Consider the following 26,231-nt stretch of genomic DNA (forward strand, 5'->3'; position numbering starts at 1 on the left):
GTAGGGCGGGGAGCTGGACTGGGTGTCACCCCTTGCCCCACGCCCCCAGCCCCAGGCGATTTACTCACTCCGTAACGACTTCACCGGGTTCATCAAAGCCGCTTTGATGCTTTGGAAACTGACCGTTAGCAGGGAAATGCCAGCGGCTAACAAGCCGGCCAGCGCAAAGACCCACCACTCGATATCAATCTTATAGGCGAAGTTTTGCAGCCATTGGTGCATGCCCCACCAGGCCATTGGCGAGGCTATGACGATAGCCACCAGGATCAGCTTTAGAAAGTCTCCGGAAAGCAGTACGACGAGGTTCGTCACACTGGCACCCATTACTTTCCGGATGCCAATCTCTTTCGTCCGTTGCTCGGCGGTGAACGCAGCCAGTCCAAACAGGCCAAGACAGGCAATCAGAATAGCCAACCCGGCAAATATCAGGACAACCCGGGCGGTACGCTGCTCACTCCGGTACAGATTGTTTAAATACTGATCGAGGAAAACGTACTCAAAAGCGGCATCGGGCAGGTTTTTCTGGTAGGCTGCCTGCAACTGCCGCATCGTTTCCGGCAGATTACGGGTTTGGGTACGCACCAGCAGAAACGTACGGTTTTCCGTATTGGCGTTGTGAAAGCCGTACGCGCCGATGGGCTGGTGCAGCGACTGGAAATGAAAGTCGTCCACTACGCCTACAATTTCGGCATTGTTATCAAACACACCCGGCGCTTTTTTGCCAATGGCCTGTTCGGGAGTGTAGCCTAAGAAATCAACCGCCGTTTTGTTCAACACGATTTGAACCGTCGTGTCGCTTTCGTTGTCAGTGTCGAGTTTATCCGACTTAGCCGCAGGCAATGTTGTACCCGCCAGCAGTTTAAGGCCCAGAACTTTGATGAAGTCAGAGGTAACCCGGTTCGTTGTGATATACGTAGAGGCTTTGTCGTCGAGGGGTTTGTTGAGTGAACGCCCGCTTCCTGTCTTGCCCGGATACGTCTGCGCCCGGCACACTTCGTCGATGCTGCTCAACGACCGAAAATCGTTTGTCAAGGATTCCATGTGCTCTTTGGAGGGTACGGCTGCCGTTGACACCGCTACTACCTGAGTAGGTTCGTAACCCAGTTTTCGCTGCTGGATGTACTGTAGCTGCCGATAGAACAGGAACGTACTGATGATCAAAATAAGCGAAGCCGTGAACTGAGCCACCACCAGCGACCGTCTGAGCCAACCCGCACCTGTAGACGAACGGTAGCTGGGGTTCATCAGGTGTTTGGCCGAAAATCGCGACAAGTGCAAAGCGGGGTACAGGCCGGGTAGTAAAATAACGAGCAATCCCAGGACCAGCAGATTGCCTAGCATGTCGGGGGTAAGCAGCGAGCCAAGCGTAAGCTGTTTTTCGGCCAGATCATTGAAGAAAGGCAGGCTGATAACCACTAACCCGATTCCGAGCAGCAGGGACCCGGTCACAACCAGTGTTGTTTCCGTGTAAAAACGCCCGATTAGTTGCGTACGGGTAGCACCAACGGCCTTATTGATGCCTACCTCCCGACTCCGTACCTGTGATTGAGCAGTGGCCAGATTCATGTAATTAATTCCGGCGATAACCAAAATCACAATGGCCAGTATGAGGAGAATGTTCACCTGGCTTTGGTCGCCCACCCGGTCCGTACTGGTGTTCGTGAAGCCGGGTGAGTGCAGATGTACGTCCGTTAATGGCTGCAGACCGAGGGTGTAGAAGCGATCGCCCGGTTTGACGTTCCTTTCAAGGATTGCATTCATCTGCCCGGCGAGTCGGGTCAGGTCCGTTTCCGGCCGGACCAGCAGATACGTTTCAAAACTGGCATTGCTCCAGCTCTGGTTTGTTGGGTTACTGGCCCATTTGACGCTGGCCCACGAACCGATAAGGTCAGCATCGAGTGTAGCGGTGGCGGGCAGATCGGCGTAGACGCCGGTTACTTCCAGTTTTTGTTGCCCATCCACGTTCAGCACATTGCCAAGCGGGTTAGCGGTGCCAAAGTACCGCCGGGCGGTCGATTGGCTCAGAATCACCCGGTCAGGTCCAGCCAACGCTGTGTTTGGATTACCCACGAGCAGCGGAATATCAAACACCTTGAACAAGGTGCTATCGGCCCAGTATAACCGGGTCTCGGCAAATTTGCTGGCGAAGCCGATGGCGTTTACGAAGGCCGTCTGTCCGTAGTTGTGGCGTAGAAAGCGCACCTGCTCCTCGATACCGGGTAACTGAGCCTTCATGGTTGGGCCGACGATATTAGGCGCGTTGCCCCAGTGCATGGTTTCCCCGTCGAAAGAGGCCGTAAGCGTTATCCGGGCAATTCGGTCGGCGTTGGTGTAGTGCCGATCAAAGGCTCTTTCGTCGCGGACGTAAAGCAGAAGCAACAGAGCCACAGACAAACCAATGGCCAGCCCGGCACTGTTGAGGAGCGTAAAAAGACGATTTTTCCAGAGGCTTCTCCAGGCGATTTTTAGATAATTACGAATCATAGCGGGACTGAGTAAATGAGGTGAGGAATATTCGTTTGGTTGACGCTTCATGACATAAGGCCTGACAAAGCCCAGCACCTCGCGCCAGTAGTGCCACCTGGCCCGGCGCTCACCCACGCGCCCGACCTGGTAGGCAAACTCCTCGTGCAGGTCGCCCTGCAGGGTTTCCAGCCGATGCGGAGCCACGAACCATTCCAGCAGGCGGTCGGCGGTGCGCGGAGGGGTAGGGCGGTCCGGCGATCCGGCAGGGGGCTTGGGGGTCATAGCAAAGGGTTTAGGGCCGGGGGCATGGGGTGGGGAACCGGGCGTGGTAGTACCCTTCGCCCCACGCCCCCGGCCCCAGGCGTTTATTCGTTACGTAGTGATTTCACTGGGTTCATCAGGGCGGCTTTGACACTGTGGAAACTGACCGTCAATACCGTAATGACTAGCGCACCAGCACCCGCTGCAGCAAAAATCCACCAGGTAATGTCGGAGCGGTATTGATACTGCTGCAACCAATTACTCATAAAGTAATAGGCCAGCGGGTATGCGATCAGCAACGAGATCATGACTAACACCACAAAGTCTTTCGAGAGTAGTTGCCATAAATTGATTACCGAAGCCCCCAGCACTTTGCGGACGCCAATCTCTTTCGTCCGTTGCTCAGCCATAAAGGAAGCCAAGCCGAATAAGCCAAGGCAAGAGATAAAGATTGCCAGAAAAGCAAAAACGGTGGATAGCTGGCCAATACGCTCTTCGGTGCGGAATTTCTGGTCGTATTCGTCGCTGGCAAACTTGTAATCGAACGGGCTACCGGGGTTGTATTTGCGAAAGACGGGTTCAATCCGATTCAACGCTTCGCTGGCACTCAGTTGAGGGTTCAGTTTGACGAGGATCAAGTTGGCCCAGTCGTAGTCGAGCAGGAAAACGGTCGGCTTAACCGGCTCAAAGGGCGAACTCATAAGCACGTCTTTTACCACGCCGACGATGGAATAAGTCTTGCCGTTCCACGTAACAAACTCGCCAATCGGGTTTTTGAACCCCATAAATTTCACGGCTTTTTCATTGACGATTATGCCGAGTGAATCGGTCGAAAAATCGCGTGAAAAGTCACGCCCCTGCTTGAACTGCCAACCCACTGTCCGGCCGAAGTCATGCGTAACGGCAACCGTACCAAAATCACCTATCTGGTTATGAGCTTTACCTTTCCAGCTAAAACTTGCGTCCGTTGCCCATAGATCGGTGGTTGGACTCGAAGTTTCAGCCATGTTTACGGCAGCACCAGTACGCATCAGTTCATTGCGGATTGCGTCATAATGTCCGTAAAAATCAGGAGTGTTCATTAACACAGTGAGCAGTCCGCTTCGGTCGTACCCAACCGGGCGGTCTTTGGCGTGTTGGATCTGACGAAAAACGATAGTGGTACCAATGATAAGGGTGATCGATACCGTGAATTGTACAACAACCAACGCTTTACGGGGAATGGATGCCAGCCGCCCAACGCGAACGGTTCCTTTCAGCACTTTGACCGGCTGGAAGGAGGATAAGTAGAACGCCGGATAACTACCGGCAATAAAACCAGTTAATAAGCTCAGACCTAGGCCGATACCCCAAAGCACTGGATTCGTCCACGGAATAGACGTCTTTTTATCGGCAATCTCGTTAAACCACGGTAGGGCGAGTTGAACAAGCAACAAGGACAACGACAAGGCAAGCAATACTACCAGAAACGACTCGCTAAAAAACTGAGTGACCAGCTGACTTCGTAACGAACCAACCGCCTTGCGAATCCCAACTTCTTTAGCGCGTTTCTCAGATCGGGCAGTACTTAAATTCATGAAGTTGATACAGGCCAGCAGCAGCACGAATACACCGATGGTGCCAAAAAGCCAGACGAATTGAATACGTCCCCGAAGCAGTACACCGTTCTCCCAATCTGAATACAGGTGCCAGCGGGACATGGGGTGGAGTATCTCAACAGGATTGAATCGGGCTTCATCCTTGGCATGTCGGGCTTTAATTTTACTGATTTTTGCCGAAACGTGCTCGAAATCGGTATTCGGGGCAATCTCTACAAACAGTTGAAAGGAGTTGTTGCCCCAGTTGTTTTCTGAGCGTTTCACCCAGGGCTGATCGACCAGATATTGTTGCCATGAAAGCAGAAACGTGACCAGCCGGAATTCAGTGTTGTAAGGGAAGTCTTCATAAACGCCCGTCACCTTAACGTACTGTTTATTATTTACTTTGATGATTTTGTTGATTGGATCAGCCGTGCCGAAAAGTGCATTAGCTACTGATTCCGACAGTAGAATAGAAGCCGGGTTGTCAAGCCCATTCTGACTCCCTTTCACCATCTTCAAGGGCAGCATTCGGGCAAACTCAGACTCAACGTAGTTCCCCATTTTGGTGAACTTGTTCTCTCCAAAAGCAAGAATGTACTCCTGTGTCCAGGACGAAAGCGCCAGATGTGTAAAATCACTGCTATGTTCGTTTTGTAGGGCGGCCCGAAGGGGAATAGCAATGGCATTTGATGTAAAGGTTGTTCCGTTTGTAGTTTGCTGTTCGATTACTCTGGCAATCCGGCTATAGTTCGCGTAATAGTTGTCGAACGACAATTCGTCGTAAATCCACAAACCAATCAACATGGCCACGGCCATACCAGTAGCTAAACCACCAATATTGATAGCAGAATAACCTTTGTGCCTGACCAGATTCCGGAAAGCGACTTTGAGATAGTTGCGGAGCATAGTAAGATTGGTTGGGTTTGGATACTCACTCGATTTACGCCTAATCACATAGGGCCTGACAAAGCCCAGCACCTCGCGCCAGTAGCGCCACCGCGCCCGGCGCTCACCCACGCGCTCGACCTGATAAGCGAACTCCTCGTGCAGGTCGCCCTGTAGGGTTTCCAGCCGGTGCGGAGCCACGAACCATTCCAACAGGCGGTCGGCGGTGCGTGGAGGGCGAGGGGGTTGGGGCGTGGGGTTCATGGCAAAGGGTTTAGGGCAAAGGGTTTAGGGCTGGGGGCGTAGGGCGGGGGGCGGACTTGGTATTCCCCTTCGCCCTATGACCCCTGCTCCAGGCGTTTATTCGTTACGTAGCGATTTCACCGGGTTCATCAGAGCCGCTTTGATAGCTTGAAAACAGACGGTTAAGATGGTGACTACCGTAGCCAGTACACCGGCCAGGGCAAACATCCACCACTCAATGTCAATCTTGTAGGCAAAACCTTGTAGCCATTGATGCATGCCGTACCAGGCAATGGGCGAGGCAATAATAATGGCGACCAGGACCAGTTTAAGGAAATCTTTGCTCAACAACGCTACGATGCTGGCTACTGACGCGCCGAGGATTTTGCGGACGCCGATTTCTTTAGTGCGTTGAGTGGATATAAGGGTCGCCAACCCAAATAAACCAAAGCATGAAATCAGAATGGATACCGCCGTGGCCAAGTTGATGATCCGGCTTTGGGCCATCTCATTTTGATAAAAATCGGCTAACTGAGCGTCGTAAAACCGATACTCAAATGGTTCATCCGGATAGAATTCCTTCCATTTGGTGGCTGCCTGTTCAAGGGTCTGTTGCCAGTAAGCCGGTTTATCAAAGGCTAATTTTATGTTGACGGTTAGAAGGTTACTTTTCGTCATTAACAGTACCGTTGGCGAAATCTTTTCGTGGAACGATTGACTATGGAAATCTTTTACAACGCCAACTACTGGAAACGAGGCTCCTTCTTCTTCAGTCAGAATTTTTCCGACTGCATCTTTGGGCTGCTTAAAGCCGAAAGCTTTCGCGGCCGCTTCATTGATGACATACTCACGAATAGTATCGCTGGGTAAAACATTACGCCCAGCTAACAGAGGTATTCCGTAAAACTTGAGGTAATCAGTATCTATAAATTTTCGATAGAGCGATACAGATACTTTGCCTTTTTTGCCTTGGTAACTCCAGACGTTATTATTAAAGTAGTCCGTTGCGGGGGCATCTCCGAGACTTATAGCTGCTATTCCGGGCAACTTCTGGAGTTCGGTTTTCAATACAAACCGGCGCCCTTCGTCTTTGTAGTCCCAATACGGTGTTCGCGCCAGTACTACTGCTTCCCGGTTAAAACCCATTGGCTGACCGAGCGCAAAACGGAGTTGTTGCCCCATTAGTAACGTACCGACAATGAAGGTTTGTGAAATGATAAACTGAAAGACAATTAAGCTTTTACGTAATGTAAGCGTTGAGGATCCAAGACCAATTCCCAGTCGCTTCTGTAATCCAGCAAGGGGTTGTAAACGGGCGATAAGCCAGCCAGGGTAGATGCCTGCTAGACTGGTTACGACCAATGATAAGACAATCGCAAAACTAATAGCGAGTGGTGGATTGGTGTACTCGGCCGTTCCAGCAGGAAGCAGATCACCGAAGCCCGTAAAAAACAGGTTCGTCAGAGCGAAAGCGATAAGCATTGCCAGCGAAACCACCAGCAGCGTCTCACATAAAAAGTGGACGACCAGCAGCCAGCGGCTGCTGCCAAGCGTCTTACGAATGCTGATTTCCCGGGCGCGTTGCGGTACTAAAGCCGTGACCAGATTAACGTAATTGATAGTGGCTAATAGGAGAATAAATCCAGCCAGACTCATCAATCCGTACAATAGCTCTTTACTGGCGGTACGAGAATCGTTGGCGTAGTCGGCGTCAAAGTGCAAATCAGATAGAGGCTGAAGCAGATGCCATCGGGTAAAAGGTACACCTTCTTTGTGGATAGTAGCTGTGTATTTTTGGGCAAGGGCGTTTAGGCGTCGTTCGACTGCCGACGGCTGCGCGTTCGCATTGAGCCTCACGAAGACTTGCGTAGTAGCACTAACTTCCCCCCACTCACTGACATCGGGTGTTAGGCGCATTGAGGAAAGAGAAAGAAATTCATGGCCGACAAAGTCTGTGTTGATGGGCGGGTCAGTCACCACACCTGCCACTCGAACCCGTAGCGTGTCCCAATAGATTATTTCCTGACCAATTACCTCTTTTGACGACATCCCTGGAAAATATTGGGTAGCCCGGTTTTGGGTCAGAATTACCTGATATGGCTGGGAAAGTGCAGCAGCCGACCCAATTAAAAACGTGTTGGAGACCAGCGAGAAATAGTCCGGCTCGGTCGCGAAAATTCCTTTCGGTTTTTTGACGTTCTGAATTCCTTTTTTCGGTCGGAGTACCTGAAGATTCTGCATTCGCTGTTCAAACACCGGTACGGACAAGTCTGCACCGGGCAATTGAGCGCGTATAACGTTTAGCATTGGTATTGGTACACCAGGATTGCCTGATTCTTTGCCGTCGAAAATAGACCGGCTCACAACCCGGTAGATTCGATCATGGGCTGGGTGATTCGTGTTAAAGCTGAATTCGAAACTTGCCATTCGGTACACAACCCAACAAGTCGCTAATCCAATGCTTAGGCCCAGTACATTCAACAGAGTAACCATGCGATTGTACCATAGTTGGCGCAGCGTAATTTTAAGATAGTTCCGGATCATGTCGAAGTTGGTTGGGGTTGGATACTCACTCGATTTACGCTTAATCACATAGGGCCTAATGAATCCCAGCACCTCGCGCCAGTAGCGCCACCTGGCCCGCTGTTCACCCACGCGCCCGACCTGGTAGGCAAACTCCTCGTGGAGGTCACCTTGCAGGGTCTCCAGCCGGTGGGGAGCTACGAACCATTCCAACAGGCGGTCGGCCAGGCGGGGTGGGGTAGGGCGGTCCGGCGATCCGGCAGGGGGCTTAGGGTTCATGGCAAAGGGTTTAGGGCTGGGGGCGTAGGGCGGGGAGCCGGACTTGGTAGTACCCTTCGCCCTACACCCCCTGCCCCAAGCAATTTATTCGTTACGTAAGGACTTCACTGGGTTCATCAGAGCCGCCTTAGCACTTTGGATGCTGACCGTTAGCAAGGCTACAAATAGAGCGAATACACCCGCTAGAGCGAACACCCCCCACTCAATGGAAACCTTATAAGCAAAGTCTTGCAACCAGCGGTTCACTGCGTACCAGGCAACGGGAGAGGCAATTACGATAGCGACCAAGACCAGTTTTAAAAAATCTTTGGAAAGTAATGCGACGATGCTGGCGACCGATGCGCCGAGTACTTTGCGAATGCCAATTTCTTTCTGACGTTGCTCTGTAGAAAGGGCTGTTATACCTAACAAACCCATACAGGAAATCAGGATGCTCAGACCCGAAATTATCGACATGAACTGTAGCGCCTTTGTATCGTTGCGGTAAAGCGCTTCGAACTCTTCGTCCATGAATGAATAAAACAAGGGCTGGTCGGGGAAAGCAGATTTGAACGCTGCTATGGCTTGGTTCAACGCCGGGACAGCTTGACCAGGTTGCGTTTCGATTAGAAAAGAGCGGCTGTTGGGTAAGTTGGCTTTTATGACTACCGGACCAATCTTTTCATGCATGTTTTGATAGTAAAAATCTTTAACTACCCCAATAATGACGCCCTCATTAAACCGTTTCCCAATAACGGGTTGGGTTAAGCCGAACTGCTTGACGGCGGTCTCATTAAGAATTGTGTTTTCTTTGTCCGAACTGATCGCTTTATCAAACCACCGACCTTGCACTAGTTTGAATTTCATGATCGTATTGAGATCCGAGTCCGCTCCGTAACTGACGTAAGAGGGTTGGTAGTCGGGAGAACGACCGTCCCAGTCAATACCCCCCGATATTCTATAGCCATCATTGACGACGGATTCCAGATTCATTCGCGCCACCTGTTTTATAGCCGCTTGGGTCAAAAGGTGCTGCTTCAAAGCTTCCAGCCGAAACTGTAACTTTTTGGTTTGTTCCTGAGCTTGCTCGAAGCTGGAAATTACTACGTGTTCATCGGGGACCTGGATGGTCAACAACTGACTGCGATTGTAGGCGTTGTGCTGCCGTTGCATATACTCAATCTGCCGGTACACGACAATTACCCCGATCACCATAAGAACGGTAATGCTGAATTGCACCGTTATCAGGCCTTTGCGAATGGAAGTGTTCCTGACCTGGAAGAGTCCGGCTCCTCTAAACAGATTGAGAGGATTAATGGAAGAGAGTAGCAACGCTGGATAGACACTGATGAGCAATAAAGTAACTACCCACGTTCCAAGCAGTAGTTTACTAATATGCCATTCGGTCAGATCAAAGATGAATTGTTTATTGGTAAAAGTATTGAACGCCGGAAGACAAACGTTTGCCAGTAGGACGGACAGCATAATAGCAATAAGGCTGATTAACGCCGATTCAGCCATGATTTGACTGAATAACTGACTACGACCAGCCCCAACTATCTTTCGAATACCGATTTCCTTGGAACGTATCCCCGTTCTGGCAATGGACAAATTCACATAGTTAACGCAGGCGCTCACTAGTAACACCAGAGCTAGCAGTGTGAAGATGTTCACATTCCGAACGTCAGTATGTTCGAACGCTGTGATGTTGAAGTTCGTCTGGAAATGGAGTGCTTGTAAAGGGAGAAGGGATGGAGACAGGTCATCTTTATCTCGATTTGCTTTGTACAGGGCAGCAATCGCCTGTGCTGTCTGGGTTGGGTTAGCCGACGGGCGGAGCCGGACGAATGTTTTGTGAGTAGGGTACAACCAGTATTGTGCTTCCTCTCGCTGGGTTTTGGTGATAAGTTTTACCGATAGTGGAATATAAACATCGAATTGAAAGCTGGAATTGACGGGATTATCTTTGACAACGGCCTGAACCACGTATTCCGTTGAGTCAATACGTATTCGTCTGCCCGTAACATTGATATCATTGAAAAGCTGCCGGGCTTTTGATTGTGTCAGCATCAGGCTGTATGGATGGGCAAGAAAAGACTGCCAGCTTCCAGCCAGAAACTCATAACGAAACATCCGAAACCAGTCTTGATCTACATAGACAGTAAATTCCTCTGTGAAGTAGTTGCCATTAACGTTTAACGTTACTTCGTTTTTCTGTGACCTGGCCATGTGGGTAACCAGTTCAACGTCAGGCAACTGTTGCCTCATAGCAGCTGCCAGTAGATAAGGACTATTTTCCACAATAACATTCTGAGCGATGTCTGACTGGTGCTGATTAGTAACCAGAAAAATCCGATCGATACTTGAGTGATAGGTATCAAACCGTAACTCGTTTTGCACCCACATCATAATCAGGATGGCTGCGGTTATTGCTACAGATAGGCTACCAACGCTTAATACACTGTGCATCTTTTGATTGATGCTGTTGCGCCAGGCGATTTTGAAATAATTACGTAGCATAACAGAACTTAGTAAAAAAGGACTTGTGTACTCACTTTTAGCACGCTTAATCACATAGGGCCTAATGAATCCCAGCACCTCGCGCCAGTAGCGCCACCTGGCCCGTTGCTCACCCACGCGCCCGACCTGGTAGGCAAACTCCTCGTGGAGGTCACCTTGCAGGGTCTCCAGCCGGTGGGGAGCTACGAACCATTCCAACAGGCGGTCGGCCAGGCGGGGTGGGGTAGGGCGGTCCGGCGATCCGGCAGGGGGCTTAGGGTTCATGGCAAAGGGTTTAGGGCTGGGGGCGTAGGGCCGGACTTGGTATTAGCCTTCGCCCTATGCCCCTGCCCCCAGCTATCTATTCACTCCGTAAGGATTTGACCGGATTCATCAACGCGGCCTTAATACTTTGGAAACTAACCGTTAGCAGGGTAATGCCAACCGCCAGCAAACCCGCTACGGCAAATACCCACCATTCGATGTCGATGCGATAGGTGAAGTCCTGAAGCCACTGGCTCATTAGATACCAGGCAATTGGCGATGCTATGCCGATCGCAATGACAACCAGTTTGAGAAAATCTTTGCTTAGCAGAGCCACAATACCGGCCACGGACGCACCGAGTACTTTCCGGATGCCAATCTCTTTCGTGCGCTGCTCGGCAGTGAAGGCCGCTAAGCCGAACAAGCCCAGGCAGGCAATGAAGATGGTCAGTCCGGCGAAGGCGCGGTAAAGCCAGCCCATCTGCTCTTCCGCTTTGTAATACGCATTCAGGCTTTCTTCGTAAAAACGGCCGACAAACGCCACTTCGGGAAAGACACGGGCATGGGTAGCCTTAATACGTTCTACCGTTTGCGCCAGGTTTTGCGAACGTATTTTCACACTACCTGCATAATAGAACTTCTGTGATGGCGTAAGAAGAAGCGGCTGAACGCCCCCGTCCCGCGCCGAGTTGGTGTGGAAATCCTTTACTACACCTACAATGGGACCGGTAGCACCGCCTAATCGTAGGTTTCTACCCACGACCGAGGCCGGGTTCTTCACCCCCAGCTTCTTGAGCAGTGTTTCGTTCACCACAAACTTGGGAAGCGTATCATTGACCGCGTAAGGGGCACCTGCCAGAAAGGTTATACCGTGGGTTTTGAAGTAGTTGCCGTCGGCCATCTTCAGCGATGCGATGAAATCTTCGTTTTTCGAAAGATTAGTGAAGGCAAACGTGCTTTGCCACCGGCTGTCGGACGACGGCACATCCGACGAAAACGTAACGGCGGAAACGCCTGGAATCCGCAGTAGTTCATTGCGTAAGGTGGCATTTCGGGTACCGTATTCGGTATCCATCCCGAAATTAAAAATGCCCTCTTTATTAAAGCCTAAATCCATGCGGCTCAGATAGTCCATCTGACGCAGGTTAATCACCGTACTGATGATGAGCACCATCGCCGAAGCAAACTGAAACACAATCAGGCTCTGACGGAGCGAAATGCCTCGGAGTAACGGCTGCCGGAGCCAGCCCCGCGAAATTTGCTTGCGGAACATGTCGAGCGGAGAAAACGACGATAAAATCAAGGCCGGATACAGACCTGCCAGCAATGTAAGTAGTACGAGTAACCCGAGTAGCGGTAAACCTAAGCCGGGGCCAAAATACAGCGATGCCTGCGCAGGGATGTTGAACAGGGTGCTGACGAAAGGCAGGGCTACATAGGCCAGTCCAACGCCCAGCAGCAACGATACGAACACCATCAGAAACGTTTCAGTGAGAAACTGTAGAATCAACTGGCCCTTCTGACTACCGAGTACCTTCCGAACGCTCACTTCTTTGGCCCGCCGGGTAGCCAGTGCCGAGGCAATGTTAACGAAGTTAACGCAGGCCATCAGCAGCAACAGTCCACCTACGATGGCCAGGTTCCAGATACGTTGTAGAGACACGACAGCCACTTTGTTGGAAAACGTATCGTATCGGTTATCGTGGTGCAGGTCGGCCAGCGGACTGAGAAAGTGCGTTTTTTTATCTTTGTCGCGCCCGTCGTAGTGTTTGCGCGAAAATTTTTCTAGAAGAGCATCGGCTGAAGATACAGGGAAATTACGCGGCAACCGGATAAAAATCTGGTCGTTGCTCGATGTACTGCCCCAATCATCAAACGAACCAAACCCAAACCGCTCCGCAGACTTATCTGCTTGTTTCGTCGCATACGAAATCACGATATTCATCGGGAACGAGGTATTGAGTGGAGCATCGGCGAGTACGCCCACCACGCGCATGGTCGTGTGGTTGTTGATGCGCAGGAACTTACCCACCGCCTGCTGTGCATCACCGAAATATTTCTCGGCAAACGTTTTCGACAACGCCATTACATTCGGTTGCGCCAGCGCGTCGGGCTGACCAATGAGCCAGCGGAAGTTAAAGAGTTGGAAAAATTCCGGCCCGACGATCATGCCTTCGTCGTCCTCAAGAAACTTGGTAGCCGAGTTCGTCGCGTTAGGGTTGCTGCCCAGTACGGTAATCTGCGGGTCAAGCGTCCCAAAAACGGGTACGATTGTCTCAAACTGCGGAATATCCGTTTTCAGCGCAGCCGCCATCGGCAGCGGATTCCCCGGCGTAACCTCCTTGTCGCCGTTGGCGAGTACCTGCTCCCGCACGACGCGGTAGATGCGGTCTGGTTCAGTGTGGAATCTATCAAAACTGAGCTCGTAGCGCACTGTCATGAACAGCAAAAGGGCTGCGGCCACGCCCACGCTCAGCCCCAGTACATTCAACGCGGTGAAACTCCGATTGCGCTTTAAGCTGCGCCAGGCAATCAGCAGGTTATTGAGAATCATGTCCGTATTTGTTGGGTTTGGATATTCATTTGTTTTACGCTTGATGATGTAAGGCCGCACAAAGCCCAACACGTCGCGCCAGTAGCGCCACCGCGCCCGCCGTTCGCCCACGCGCTCGACCTGATAAGCGAACTCCTCATGCAGGTCACCCTGCAGGGTTTCCAGCCGGTGCGGAGCCACGAACCATGCCAACAGACGGTCAGCCAGACGGGGTGGGGGCTTTGGTGAGTGCTGCATAAGTTTACTCGCTGCGTAAAGACTTGACTGGATTCATCAACGCGGCTTTAATGCTTTGATAACTGACGGTCAATAGAGTTATCAGGACAGCCCCTGAACCCGTCACGCCGAAAATCCACCACGAGATATTCGTGTGGTAGTCGTATTGCTGAAGCCAGTTGCTGAGGAAATACCAGGCGACGGGAGTGGCAATGCCGAAGGCGATGGCAACCAGTCCGACAAAGTCTCTGGAAAGTAACCCCCACAAGTTGAGTACGGACGCCCCCAGCACTTTTCGGACACCGATCTCCTTCGTGCGTTGCTCAGCCGTAAACGAAGCTAAGCCGAATAGCCCCAGGCAGGAAATGAAAATAGCGAGTACCGCAAAGATGGACGCCAGGGTACCGATTCGCTCTTCGTCGCCAAATTTTCGGGCGTATTCCTGATCGATAAACCGGTAGTCGAACGGAATAGCCGGGTTGTATTTTTTGAATACGGTTTCGATACCCGCCAATGCCTGACCGGTGCTAACCGCCGGGTTGATTCTGACAATTACAAAACTGCCGTTGTTCGGGTCTAAATGGTAAATGGATGGACGGATGGATTGATAAGGTGATTCAACAACCATATCCTTCACCACCCCGATGATGGTGAATGGATGCCCGTCCCAGCGGACAATTTCACCCAGCGGATTTTTGAAACCCATGAACTTCGCAGCCGTTTCGTTGATGATGAACCCGGCGGAGTCCGTGCCGAACGCCCGCGAAAAATCCCGGCCGGCCACGAGTTGCCAGCCAAGCGTTTGGCCAAACTCATAGGATACGCCCGCATTCGGAAAGTCTACCGATAGACCAGGGTCTTTACCCCGCCACTCAAAACCACCGTTGGTACTCCAGACATCGGTGGCTGGTGTACCTGACTCCGCCAGTTCGGCAATGACCCCCGCTGTTTTTAGCTCACTTCGGATCACATCAATGTATTTGTGCGTGTTTTCTGTACCCGCCAGCCTTACCAGTCCGGCCCGGCTGTAACCAACGGGTCGATTTTTGGCAAACTGAATCTGACGAAATACGATGAGGGTGCCGACAATCAGCGTGATGGAAACAGTGAACTGAACAACGACCAGCACCCGACGCGGAACGGCCGCAAAACGCCCTGCTCTGAAGGTTCCTTTCAAGACATTGAGGGGTTTGAACGCCGACAGATACAAGGCCGGATAGCTGCCCGCAATCAGTCCCGTGAACACCGTAATACCCAGACCCAATAGCCAGAAAACAGGATTGGTCCACGGCAGGGGTATCTGCTTATCAGCTACCTGATTAAAAGTGGGCAGGGTGAGCACTACCACTGCTAACGCCAGCCCGAATGCCAGGGCTACCACCAGGAGCGATTCGCCGAAAAACTGCGTAATCAACTGCCCCCGCAACGAGCCAACAGCTTTGCGGATGCCGACCTCCTTCGCCCGTTTTTCCGAGCGGGCCGTGCTGAGGTTCATGAAATTGATACAGGCCAGCAACAGCACGAACACGCCAATACTGCCGAACAACCACACGAACTGAATGAGGCCACCAGTGCGAATGCCTCCTGTAAACTCGGAGTACAGATGCCATTGCCGCATTGGATTCAGGAACACCTGCGGCTGATACCGTCGCTCTTCGGGCCGAATGTTTTTCATCTTAACATCCCTGATTTTGGCCGACACCTTACCAATATCCGCCTGCTCGGTCAACTGAACGAATAACTGGAAGGAGTTGGAACGCCACGGATTTTCCATAGCCCGAACCCAGGTTCGTTCGGACAGAAACAACTCCCAGGGTGTTATAAAGGACATCGTGCTAAACGACGAGTTTTGCGGTAGGTCTTCGTACACGCCGGTTACTTTCACCGTCGTTTTATCATCGAGCCGGATGAGTTTGTTCATGGGATCAGCCTCGCCGAATAGGTCGCGGGCGGTCGATTCGGACAGCAGGATCGACGCGGTCTCGGTTAGTCCGGCCCATGTGCCTTTACGCATGGACAGCGTGAGCATGGCGGGAGCCTGCGGCTCAATCGCAAGGCCGCTCTTCGAGATGGTTTTATCCCCAACGGTCAACACACGCGGCTCTATCCAGGTCGCCATCAGAACGTGTTTGAACGATTCGCCATAGTTCCGGCGTAATTCATCACCCAGCGGAAACGGAATAGCTGTCTGGGTGCCAATCTTGCCGTTGTAGGTCTGATGCTGCATCACCTGCGCAATGCGGTCGTAATTGGCAAATGATTTATCAAAATTCAGTTCGTCCCAAACCCACAGACCAATCAGCATCGCCACAGCCATGCCTACGGCCAACCCACCAATGTTGATGAGTGCATAGCCCTTCGCCCGGATCAGATTGCGCCAGGCGATTTTGAAATAATTTTCGATCATGTCCGTGTTTGTTGGGTTTGGATATTCATTTCTTTGACGCTTAATCACATAAGGCCTAATGAATCCCAGCACATCCCGCCAATAGCGCCACCGCGCCCGCCAAACACCCACGCGCTCGACCTGATACGTGAACTCCTCGTGCAGGTCACCTTGCAGGGTTTCCAACTGGTGCGGAGCCACGAACCACTCCAGCAGGCGGTCGGCGAGGTGGGGTGGATGGCACTTGGGGTTCATAGACTGGTGGCCAGTTTTGGTGTAATGGGTACGGTGCTCCAGAGCTGCGCCCGCACAGCCTTAATTTCCTGCAGGGTTCGGTAGCCGTAGGCCGTTACGGTGAACAGCAGCTTCCGGCGGCCACCGCGCTCGGGTGTGGGGTCGCCCAGCCGCGACGCGACCATGCCTTTCTCCTGCAGGCGGTGCAGGGCCGCGTGGACCTGATTGAGCCGTACCGACCGGTCGGTTTCCTCGTTTAGTTTGTGCGTAATGCCGACGCCGTACGCTTCCCCGTCCATCCCCGCGACCATCAGCAGCACAATCTCTTCAAACTCGCCTAAGTAGGTTCGTTTCATAGCTAAGTATTAAATCTATTTTTGCTGAGCAAATAGGTTGCCAATACGAAAAAATCTCAGTATACGTAGTAGAATGCAGGTTTTGCAAAAACCGGCCGTTGTCAGATGTCCGCTACCGGACACGTAAACGTACGCTTCAGGACAAAACTGTTCGGCTTATAGATGCGAACCGTTCGGCCACGTTGGGGAAATTATCTATTGTAGTACTGCGCTAAGAAATAATTATGTTTGGTCAATAACCTGTTTGCAGATGCCTATTTCCCGGTGATTGGTGACTAACTTGGGAGATTATTACTTTCCCCTGATTTATAAGCATGAAAAACAAATTACTAGTTGCTGGGCTGTTGCTGGGCAGTTCGGTGCTGGCCTACGGGCAGGATGAAAAACTCGACATGGCAACCCTCGATAAGATTCGTCAGGAGGGTATGCAGCGGTCGCAGGTGATGGAAACGGCGTTCTACCTTACCGACGTCAACGGGCCACGCATTCAGGGGCCGGGCTACGTTAAAGCGGCCAACTGGTGCAAAGACAAACTGACCGGATGGGGGTTGCAGAACGCTAAGCTGGAAGCCTGGGGTGACTGGGGTAAAGGCTGGGCCGTTGAGCGCTGCTACTTAGCCATGACCGCGCCCTATTACAAGTCGATGATCGCCGTGCCCCGCGCCTGGAGTGGCAGCACCAATAAACTACAGGCCGCCGATATTCTGTTCATCAGCGAAACCGATACGACCGCCCTCGAAAACTACCGCAGTAAACTAAAAAATAAAGTTATTCTGCTGGATCAGTCCTTCAGAATATCCCCTTCGTTCAAGGCCGATGCCGACCGGTTCACCGATGAAGAACTCCAGAAAATGGCCGGTGAAGCCGCCGGATCGCGCGGGCAGCGGATGCAGGGCGACTCCAGTATGCGCCGGCTGATGCAGGCCATGCGGTCGCGCAACGTGTTCAACCAGAAAATGCGCAAACTGGCCAAGCAGGAAGGAGCGCTGGGTATTCTGAACACCACCCAGACCAGCAAAGACGGTACGCTGTTCGTCAGCGGTGACTACGCCAACGCGGCTCTGGGGTCTACGCCCGACGATCTGGCAGACCTCTCGATTGCGGTGGAAGATTACCTCATGCTTTGCCGGTTGATGAAAGCGAACGTACCGGTAAAACTGGAACTGGACGTAAAAACCAAGTTTTTCGCCGACGACATCAAAGGGTACAACGTACTGGCCGATATTCCCGGCACCGACCCGAAGCTAAAGGAGGAAGTGGTTATGTTGGGGGCTCACCTCGACTCATGGCATGCCGCCACCGGTGCTACCGACAACGCGGCCGGCAGCGCCGTGATGATGGAGGCTGTGCGCATTCTGAAAACGCTCGGTGTCAAACCCCGCCGGACAATCCGCCTGGCGCTGTGGAGTGGCGAGGAGCAGGGACTGCATGGCTCAAAGAACTACGTAGCGAATCATCTGGTCAACACCGCGACGAACCAGTTGACCAAAGAAGGACAGAACGTATCCGCTTACTTTAACGTCGATAACGGAACCGGCAAGATTCGGGGTATCTATCTCCAAGGCAACGAAGCCGCCGGACCTATTTTCTCGCAGTGGCTGAAGCCAGTCAATGACCTGGGTGCTACGACCGTCACAATTCAGAATACCGGCGGCACCGACCACCTTTCGTTCGATCGATTTGGCATACCGGGTTTCCAGTTTATTCAGGATCGTATCGAATATAACACCCGGACGCACCACACCAATATGGACACCTACGATCACCTGCAGCCCGACGATCTGAAACAGGCTGCCATCATCGTGGCCAGTTTCGTGTACAACGCGGCTATGCGTGATCAGAAAATTCCGGCCAAACAGCCCGTTACGGCTCAGCAGGCCACCCGGTAATACGTTGCCGACTAACCAGTCAACTTCTCGGAAGGCGGTTTTGGCCCACTGGCCAGGCCGCCTTTTTTACTGGCTGGACGGGCAACGGGCTGGATAGACAACTACTTCCGCTCGTTAACAAAGCTGTCCGGAGGGGTGCGGTAATTTTCGGTGAGTAACGACGCGTCAGAACCCGCTTTTAGTGGTTACCAGCCCCCAGTTTACTATGCCGTTTCGACTCCTTCTGGCGCTTCTGGCCAGCTTATGTGCAACCCCTGCGCAGACTCAGACCTTGAACCAGAAAGCTACAGGCTACCGGGGCATCTGGTATTTCATCGGGAAGACGGGCAACGAATATACGCATAAGTACAGCGGTGGATTAGGTACGTACCCGGCCAATCACTACCCCTTTTCAGTCTATGCCCCGGCCGTGCAGCGGACATTCTTCTGCTACGGGGGCGTTATGGATTCTTCGTCGAAGGAGCTATGCCACATGGTCGGCTTTTATGACCACCGAACCGGTCAGGTATCGCGGCCGACGCTGCTGCTCAACAAACAAACCGACGACGCTCACGATAATCCCGTCATCCAACTTGACGACAAAGGCTACATCTGGATCTTCTCCACCTCGCACGGTACCGAACGGCCGTCGTTCATCCACCGCAGCCGCCGGCCGTATACGATTGATGCGTTCGAACAGGTGCCGGCTACGCGCTTAGATAGTGCCGGGAAACGGGTGGCATTCGACAATTTTTCGTATGTGCAGAGCTATTACCAGTCGGGCCGGGGCTTCCTGAACCTGATGACGCATTACGACCGGGGTGTTTTGCGGTACGGTGCCAATAAACCCCGCCGGACGATCAGCTTCATCACCAGCCCGGATGGCGTCAGCTGGTCGGCCTGGCAGGACATTGGCGTGATTGAGGAAGGACATTACCAGACCAGCGGGCAATCGGGAAACAAAATTGGCAGTTCGTTCAATTTCCACCCGGACACGAAGACCGGCAGTGGCCTGGATTACCGCACGAACCTGTACTACGTCGAAACGAATGACTTCGGCAAAACCTGGCGTACGGCCGGTGGTAAGCCAGTTACCCTACCGCTGACCAACGTTCAGAACAGCGCCCTGGTGAAAGACTACCAAAGCGCAGGGCAGAATGTGTACATCAGTGACCTGAACTACGATGCCGCCGGGCGGCCAATTATCCTCTACATCACCAGCCAGGGCCCCGAACCCGGCCCACAGAACGGCCCCTACGCATGGCACGTCGCGCACTGGGCTGGTACGGGCTGGTCGATCCATGACGTAGCGCAGTCGGATCACAACTACGATATGGGGTCGCTGTACGTGGACAAAAACGTCTGGCGCATCATCGGGCCGGTCGAGGCTGGGCCGCAGGCGTTCGGAACCGGCGGTAATCTGCTGCTGCTCGAAAGTCGCGATGCGGGCAAAACCTGGCAGCGGATTCGGACGCTTACGCCCGGAAGTACGCGCAATCATTCGTATCCGCGCCGACCGGTAAACCACCAGCCGGGGTTCGTCGCGCTCTGGGCCGACGGAAACGCCCGGCTGATGTCGGCGTCGAACCTGTATTTTTGCGATGACAAAGGCCGGGTGTTTCAACTGCCGCCTGTAATGACAGCGGAGATGGAAAAACCGATACCCGTCTTTTCGCAACCGGTCCGATGAATGATTGTGGTGTCTATTCGGTTCGCAAACTTTTCGCCGGATCCATCAGGGCGGCTTTCACGCTCTGGAAACTCACCGTTAGCAGCGCTATGCCCATCGCCAGCAGTCCCGCCAGGACAAATACCCACCAGGTGATGTCGGCTTTGTAGGCAAAATCCTGCAACCATTTGTCCGTCGCCCACCAGGCAACCGGCGAAGCAATCAGGATGGCGATAAACACCAGCCTGATAAAATCAGCCGACAGCAGGGCGATGATGCTCGACACCGAAGCTCCCAGCACTTTCCGGACGCCAATCTCCTTGGTGCGCTGCTGGGCGGTGAAGGTAGCCAGACCGAACAGCCCCAGGCAGGAGATCAGAATGGCGATGGCCGTAGCGGTGTTGACGAGCCGGGCGGTTTTCTGCTCTTTTTCGTAAAACTGAGCGAGCGTATCGTCCATGAAGCTGTATTCAAATTTGGTGTCGGGATACACTTCCTGCCACAACTGCCTGATTTCGCCCAGTGTCATGTAAAATTGTTCGCCCTGCACATGGCTTAATTTGACGGCCAGGTCCCGGGCGTACGGCACGGTCGTAATGAAGGTCGGCGCAATTTTCTCGTGCATACTCTGCTGGTGAAAATCAGCGACTACGCCCACAATGGGGTACAGTTTATCCCGCCATTGCAATGACTTGTTCAATGCCTCGGCTGGTTGTTTGAAACCCAGTGCTTTGACAAAACTCTCGTTGACGACCAACTCCCGGGAAGAGTCGCTTTTCACCAACGTCCGCCCGGCCAGCAGCTTCATCTCGTAGAACGGAATGTAGTTTTCGTCCCCCATTTTATACGCGGCCTCGAGCGTCTGAACCGTCTTGCCTTTGTAGGTCACCTTGTCGAGGCCGTAGCTGATGCCCATTGGTTCCAGCACCTGCAGCGTAGCTTTCTGTACACCCGATAACTGCCGGACTTTATCGTACAGTACCGACAGCTTATTGCCGGCCCCTTTGGGCGGAGAAAGCACCAGAACGGCATCCGAACGAAACCCGAGGTCTTTGTTCCGCATGAAGTTCAGTTGCCGTCCTACGATGATCGTGCCGATGATGAACACCAGCGAGACCGTAAACTGAAACACAATCAGTCCCTGACGCAACCGGCCTTTCTGATTACCCAGCAAGGCATTCTGGCCTTTGAGCGTAATGACCGGCCGATACGACGACAGGGCCAGCGAGGGGTACAGGCCGGCCATAATCATGGTCAGTATGGTCAATGCACCCAGAAATACCAGCACGCGAGGAGCCGTTGGGTTGATGTCAACGCCCGCCGGAATGAATGATTGGAACGAAGTCAGTATCGGTTTTACCAACAGTAGTGACGTCACTACCGCGAGGGCCGTAAGGATAAAGGTTTCGCTCATGAACTGGCCTATCAAACTCCTTCGGCTACTCCCCAGTACCTTGCGAATGCCGACCTCCTTAGCTCGCTCAACGGATTGGGCGGTCGACAAATTGATGAAGTTTATCGCTGCAATCAGCAGAATAAACACGGCCACGCCCATCAGGCCATAGAGGGTGGGTAAATGGGCTTTGCGGGCATAATTGTCGCCGTAATCGGCATTGAAATGCAGATCTGACAGAGGCTGCAGGTCAAGCTCAAAGTTGAAGTTTTTCGGGAAGTGTCTTTGGGCGAATTGCCGGAACGCCGGAGCAAACTGAGCCGTCGTCGCTCCTTCCGGGAGTTTGACGAATGCCTGCGAAGCTGACCAGATGTCGTTCCATTCGTCCAGGTTTATGCTCCGTTTCATTTGGGCACTGGCCCGAATGGTCGGGAATGAGATAAAGTCAGTAAAGGTCAGATCCGTTGACTGATCCCAGTCCTTCACAACGCCGGCAACGCTAACACGTATTGAATCCCAGTAGATTACCTCTTTGCCCAGGACCTGATCGGGAGGGAGGTCGCCAAAGTACGTACGCGCCTTTTTCTCCGACAACACCATTTTGAAAGGTTCACGTAGCGCTGTTTGGGGATTACCGGCCAGCCACTGGTACTTGAAAATGTCGAAGTACTGCGGCTCGACAATGATGATTTCGGCGTTGTCGACGCCATGTTTTCGCTGGTCAAATTGTTTCGGCTTTTCCCGGCCATTCGGAATCAGCACCTCCGATTCGATATTGTGAAATGCCGCTACCGTTTCGAACCCGGAAATCTCCTCCCGAACGGCTTTGGGTACCGCGTTCGGAACAAACCCCATCGGACTTTTTTCACCGGTGGTCGGGTTTGTAAACGTGCCTACCATCCGGTAGATGCGTTCACCATCGGGATGGAACGTATCGAAACCCAATTCAAAGCTGGTGATGACGTAAATGACCAGACAGGCCGTTACGCCCAGCGTAAGCCCCGACAGGTTGATAAGCGTACTGGCCTTGTGTTTGGTCAGGTTGCGGTAAGCGATTTTAAGGTAATTCCGAAGCATGTCCATGTTGGTTGGGGTTGGATACGGGTTAGGTTGACGCTTAATGGCGAACGGCTTGGTGATGAAACCCAGCACCTCCCAGACGTACTGGCGCCGGGCACTGCGCTCCCCGAACAGCGCCACGCGCCGGTGGAAGCGCTCATGCAGATCGCCCTGGACTTCTTCCAGCAGCTCAGGGGCGCAGCACCAGGCCAGCAGGCGCTCGGCGAGCAGGGGCGGGGTTGGGCGAGGAGGTTGGGGCATGGGGTTCATGGGCGTGGGGCGTGGGGCAGAGGGCTTGGGGCGTGGGGCAGGGTGTTGGGCCATCCTTTACCCCACGCCCCCAGCCCCACGCCCCCAGCGGTTCATTCACTACGTAACGACTTGACGGGGTTCATCAGCGCGGCCCGGATACTTTGAAAGCTGATCGTCAGCAAAGCGATTACGACCGCCAGTATGCCTGCTGCGGCAAACACCCACCACTCGACACCGATCTTGTACTCGAAGTTCTGCATCCATCTGTTCATGGCGTACCAGGCCAGGGGGGAGGCAATCAGGATCGCAATCAGCACCAGCTTCAGGAAGTCGGCCGACAGCAGCGTGATGATGTTGGTGACGGTAGCCCCCAGGACTTTGCGGACCCCGATCTCTTTAGTACGCTGCTCGGCGGTGAAGGCGGCTAAGCCAAACAGGCCTAAGCAGGAGATGAAGATGGCCAGAAAGGCAAAGTAATTGGCCAGACTTCCCACAACCGTTTCGCTTTTATAAAGATTAGTGTACTCTTCATCAGCGAAGCGGTAGGCAAACGGAAATTTCGGGTTCATCTGCTTCCATACGCGTTCGATGCTCGCCAGGGCCTGTTGCGTCTGGCCGGACTGCGTCCGAATCATAAAGTTTTGCGAGCTCGGCTCGGTGCTCAATCGAAAGATCAACGGCGCGATTGGCGTGTGCAGCGACTGGAAATGAAAATCTTCAATGACGCCGATAATCTTGCCGGGTCTTCCCCACATGGTCAGCGGCTGCCCCACCGGATCTTTGTAGCCAATGCGCCGGGCGGCTGTCTGATTGATCAGGTAATTGGTTGTGTCGGTGCTGAATGCAGGCGAAAAATCACGCCCGCTTATCTTCAACTGCATCGTTCTGGCAACGTCGTAGCCAACGGAGGTTTGCGTAAATTCGATGAGTACGTTCGGGTCTTTGCCCGGCCAGTTGACGCCCCCCGTGCTGCTGCCGATGTTGTGGGGCGCTTCCTGTATGGACGATACCGAGGCTATGCCGGGCAGTCGCAGCAGTTCGTCGCGAAAGGTTTTGTAGGCCGATTGGGTAGCCAGGTCGCCTTCAACCGGTACGTACAGCAGATTCTCGCGGTCGTAGCCGAGGTTTTTGGTCTGTATAAAATTCACCTGCCGATACACCACAATCGTGCCGATAATCAGCAGTGTTGACAGCACAAACTGGAACACCACCAGACCCTGCCGGAAGAGCCGCGCACCGGAACCAAACTTCAACGCTCCCTTCAACACCCGAACCGGATTCAGCGACGACAGGAACAAGGCCGGATAACTACCCGCCAGCAGGCCCGTCACGACGGTGATACCACCCAGCATCAACCAGAATCGAACGTCTGTGATTTGTAGGCTGATGTGTTTGCCAGTCAGCGAATTGAACGACGGCAGGATAAGGTAAATGAACCCAAGGCCAATCAACAGGGCCAGCGACGTAAGCAACAGCGCTTCGCCGATGAACTGCCCCACCAGTAAACTCCGCATGGCACCGACCACCTTCCGAACGCCCACTTCCCGGGCCCGTTTGACCGACCGCGCCGTGGCTAAGTTCATGAAGTTGATGCAGGCAATCAGTAGCAGAAAAGCGGCTACGATACCGAACAGACGAACGTATTCAATGCGGCCGCCATCCTGCTGTCCGTTCTTGAAGTTTGAATATAAATAAGCGTCGGGCAGGGCGTGCAAAAAGAGTTCGGCGTCGAAACTGCGGCCCATTTCTTTGTTGTATTTTCTTAAGAAGGGTTTCAGTTTCGCGTTGAGAGCGGCAACGTTGGCATCCGGGCGAACCTGAATCCGGGTGTGCGGACCGTTGTTACCCCACTCCTTCATCCACGGGTTTCGCGTGATGCAATCCTGCCAGTTGAGCAGGAAGTCGTACGTATCGGATGAGTTTGCGGGTAAGTTCTCGAATACGGCCGTGACCTGATAATCCGTTTTGTTGTCGATGCGGATGCTCTTGCCAAGTGCCGACGTCGGTTCGCCAAAGTAGAATTCGGCTACTTTTCTGGAAATAGCCAGACTATTCGGCGTACTGAGTGCCGTTGCGGGCGTACCGGCCAGCAGCGGTATGCTGAACATCTTAAACCAATCGGCTCCGGCCCAGTGACCACTTTCCTTGTTGATTTTGTCGCCCACGGCGAATGTCATCCGGGCGTCCCAGCCAGTGTATCCCGCGGCATGAACAATTTCAGGAAACTGTTTCTTTAGTTCATCGGGCAGTACACCCGGCGTAAAACGACCCGTTTCTACTTTACCGTCGTACGACTGCCGCTGCATGACGTGGTACAACTGCGGCCCGTTGGCGTGGTAACTATCGACGCTCAATTCGTCCTGAATCCAAAGAAGAATCAGCAGGCTGCAAGCCATACCCAGGGCAAGCCCCAGAATGTTAATGGCCGAAAAGGTTTTGTTGTGGGCGATGTTGCGCCAGGCAATCTTGACATAATTACGAATCATAGCTGGGTGTACTAAAATAGGTGATGGTAACGTATCGATATCTTGTTGAGCCGATCTACGCTTAATGGCGAACGGCTTGGTGATGAAACCCAGCACCTCCCAGACGTACTGGCGCCGGGCACTGCGCTCCCCGAACAGCGCCAGGCGCCGGTGGAAGCGCTCATGCAGATCGCCCTGGACTTCTTCCAGCAGCTCAGGGGCGCAGCACCAGGCCAGCAGGCGCTCGGCGAGCAGGGGCGGGGTTGGGCGAGGAGGTTGGGGCATGAGGTTCATGGGCTGGGGGCAGAGGGCTTGGGGCGGAGGGCGTGGGGGGTAGGGCGTAGTACTTTACCCCATGCCCCACGCCCCCAGCCCCACGCGATTCATATACTGATGGCCGGTAGCGTGTTGGGTAGAATCGAATTCCAGAGTTGCTCCCGTACCGCCCGGATGTCGTGGAGGGCCCGACTGCCCAGTACGGTTACCGTAAACAGGCGTTTGCGCCGACCCCCGCGCTCGGCGGTAGCATCACCCATCCGCGACGAAAGCATACCTTTTTCTTCCAGCCGGTGCAGGGCTGCGTGAACGGCGCTGATGCTGACCGATCGGCCGGTTTGCTGCTCCAGCTCGTCGGTGATCGCCACGCCGTAGGCTCCGCTGCCGAGCACCGCAACGGTGAGCAGCACGATCTCTTCAAACTCCCCCAGATAGGATCGTTTCATAGATAAGAGGGTTATTTCAACTTTAGTAGAACAAATGCCTTGCCAAAAGCCAGAATACGCGTTTCTGGCTTAAATTCT

The 26,231-nt window shown here is 53.2% G+C and carries 12 protein-coding genes; 2 read left to right on the forward strand and 10 right to left on the reverse strand.

All coding sequences use genetic code 11. The annotated features are described in order from the left end of the window. Nucleotides 1-60: 60 nt before the first annotated feature. From DYU11_RS18185 to DYU11_RS18215, 7 genes are all read right to left on the reverse strand, one after another. On the reverse strand, nt 61-2,748 hold the full coding sequence (locus tag DYU11_RS18185) for a permease prefix domain 2-containing transporter (protein ID WP_229365918.1): 2,688 nt from the start codon (nt 2,746-2,748) through the stop codon (nt 61-63). Between the two features lie 83 nt (nt 2,749-2,831). Continuing rightward, entirely contained in the window at nt 2,832-5,456 is a 2,625-nt protein-coding gene (locus tag DYU11_RS18190) for an ABC transporter permease (RefSeq protein WP_119669128.1), read from the reverse strand. A gap of 96 nt (nt 5,457-5,552) precedes the next feature. Continuing rightward, nucleotides 5,553-8,237: a permease prefix domain 2-containing transporter gene (locus tag DYU11_RS18195; RefSeq protein ID WP_119669129.1), complete on the reverse strand. Its 2,685-nt coding sequence runs from the start codon at nt 8,235-8,237 to the stop codon at nt 5,553-5,555. 84 nt (nt 8,238-8,321) lie between these two features. Next, entirely contained in the window at nt 8,322-11,000 is a 2,679-nt protein-coding gene (locus DYU11_RS18200; protein WP_119669130.1) for an ABC transporter permease, read from the reverse strand. Nucleotides 11,001-11,076: 76 nt separating this feature from the next. Beyond that, nucleotides 11,077-13,770 carry an ABC transporter permease gene (locus tag DYU11_RS18205; protein ID WP_119669131.1) on the reverse strand — a complete coding sequence of 898 codons (2,694 nt, stop codon included), beginning with the start codon at nt 13,768-13,770 and terminating at the stop codon, nt 11,077-11,079. A gap of 4 nt (nt 13,771-13,774) precedes the next feature. Continuing rightward, nucleotides 13,775-16,390 carry an ABC transporter permease gene (locus DYU11_RS18210; protein ID WP_119669132.1) on the reverse strand — a complete coding sequence of 872 codons (2,616 nt, stop codon included), beginning with the start codon at nt 16,388-16,390 and terminating at the stop codon, nt 13,775-13,777. Beyond that, nucleotides 16,387-16,725 carry a PadR family transcriptional regulator gene (locus DYU11_RS18215; protein ID WP_119669133.1) on the reverse strand — a complete coding sequence of 113 codons (339 nt, stop codon included), beginning with the start codon at nt 16,723-16,725 and terminating at the stop codon, nt 16,387-16,389. The genes DYU11_RS18210 and DYU11_RS18215 overlap by 4 nt, the downstream gene beginning before the upstream one ends. A gap of 314 nt (nt 16,726-17,039) precedes the next feature. Between DYU11_RS18215 and DYU11_RS18220 the strand changes: the two genes are divergently transcribed. Beyond that, nucleotides 17,040-18,614, forward strand: coding sequence for a M28 family metallopeptidase (locus tag DYU11_RS18220; RefSeq protein WP_119669134.1), 1,575 nt, complete (start codon nt 17,040-17,042; stop codon nt 18,612-18,614). A 205-nt stretch (nt 18,615-18,819) separates the two neighbouring features. Further along, nucleotides 18,820-20,283: a BNR-4 repeat-containing protein gene (locus DYU11_RS18225; RefSeq protein ID WP_119669135.1), complete on the forward strand. Its 1,464-nt coding sequence runs from the start codon at nt 18,820-18,822 to the stop codon at nt 20,281-20,283. A 13-nt stretch (nt 20,284-20,296) separates the two neighbouring features. On the opposite strand, the gene DYU11_RS18230 is transcribed toward DYU11_RS18225, so the two are convergent. The 3 genes from DYU11_RS18230 to DYU11_RS18240 all read right to left on the reverse strand — a co-directional run bounded on the left by DYU11_RS18230 (nt 20,297) and on the right by DYU11_RS18240 (nt 26,153). Further along, nucleotides 20,297-22,984 carry an ABC transporter permease gene (locus tag DYU11_RS18230; protein WP_229365920.1) on the reverse strand — a complete coding sequence of 896 codons (2,688 nt, stop codon included), beginning with the start codon at nt 22,982-22,984 and terminating at the stop codon, nt 20,297-20,299. A gap of 92 nt (nt 22,985-23,076) precedes the next feature. Beyond that, nucleotides 23,077-25,716, reverse strand: coding sequence for an ABC transporter permease (locus tag DYU11_RS18235; RefSeq protein ID WP_229365925.1), 2,640 nt, complete (start codon nt 25,714-25,716; stop codon nt 23,077-23,079). 98 nt (nt 25,717-25,814) lie between these two features. Beyond that, nucleotides 25,815-26,153 carry a PadR family transcriptional regulator gene (locus DYU11_RS18240; protein ID WP_119669137.1) on the reverse strand — a complete coding sequence of 113 codons (339 nt, stop codon included), beginning with the start codon at nt 26,151-26,153 and terminating at the stop codon, nt 25,815-25,817. Nucleotides 26,154-26,231: the final 78 nt, after the last annotated feature.

The sequence above is a fragment of the Fibrisoma montanum genome (genome assembly GCF_003583365.1).
Taxonomy (GTDB): Bacteria; Bacteroidota; Bacteroidia; order Cytophagales; family Spirosomataceae; genus Fibrisoma; species Fibrisoma montanum.

Excerpts from the sequence above, each read along its gene's own strand:
- DYU11_RS18185 (WP_229365918.1), bottom strand. The coding sequence starts at position 2,748 with ATGACCCCCAAGCCCCCTGCCGGATCGCCGGACCGCCCTACCCCTCCG.
- DYU11_RS18190 (WP_119669128.1), bottom strand. The coding sequence starts at position 5,456 with ATGAACCCCACGCCCCAACCCCCTCGCCCTCCACGCACCGCCGACCGC.
- DYU11_RS18195 (WP_119669129.1), bottom strand. The coding sequence starts at position 8,237 with ATGAACCCTAAGCCCCCTGCCGGATCGCCGGACCGCCCTACCCCACCC.
- DYU11_RS18200 (WP_119669130.1), bottom strand. The coding sequence starts at position 11,000 with ATGAACCCTAAGCCCCCTGCCGGATCGCCGGACCGCCCTACCCCACCC.
- DYU11_RS18205 (WP_119669131.1), bottom strand. The coding sequence starts at position 13,770 with ATGCAGCACTCACCAAAGCCCCCACCCCGTCTGGCTGACCGTCTGTTG.
- DYU11_RS18210 (WP_119669132.1), bottom strand. The coding sequence starts at position 16,390 with ATGAACCCCAAGTGCCATCCACCCCACCTCGCCGACCGCCTGCTGGAG.
- DYU11_RS18215 (WP_119669133.1), bottom strand. The coding sequence starts at position 16,725 with ATGAAACGAACCTACTTAGGCGAGTTTGAAGAGATTGTGCTGCTGATG.
- DYU11_RS18220 (WP_119669134.1), top strand. The coding sequence starts at position 17,040 with ATGAAAAACAAATTACTAGTTGCTGGGCTGTTGCTGGGCAGTTCGGTG.
- DYU11_RS18225 (WP_119669135.1), top strand. The coding sequence starts at position 18,820 with ATGCCGTTTCGACTCCTTCTGGCGCTTCTGGCCAGCTTATGTGCAACC.
- DYU11_RS18230 (WP_229365920.1), bottom strand. The coding sequence starts at position 22,984 with ATGAACCCCATGCCCCAACCTCCTCGCCCAACCCCGCCCCTGCTCGCC.
- DYU11_RS18235 (WP_229365925.1), bottom strand. The coding sequence starts at position 25,716 with ATGCCCCAACCTCCTCGCCCAACCCCGCCCCTGCTCGCCGAGCGCCTG.
- DYU11_RS18240 (WP_119669137.1), bottom strand. The coding sequence starts at position 26,153 with ATGAAACGATCCTATCTGGGGGAGTTTGAAGAGATCGTGCTGCTCACC.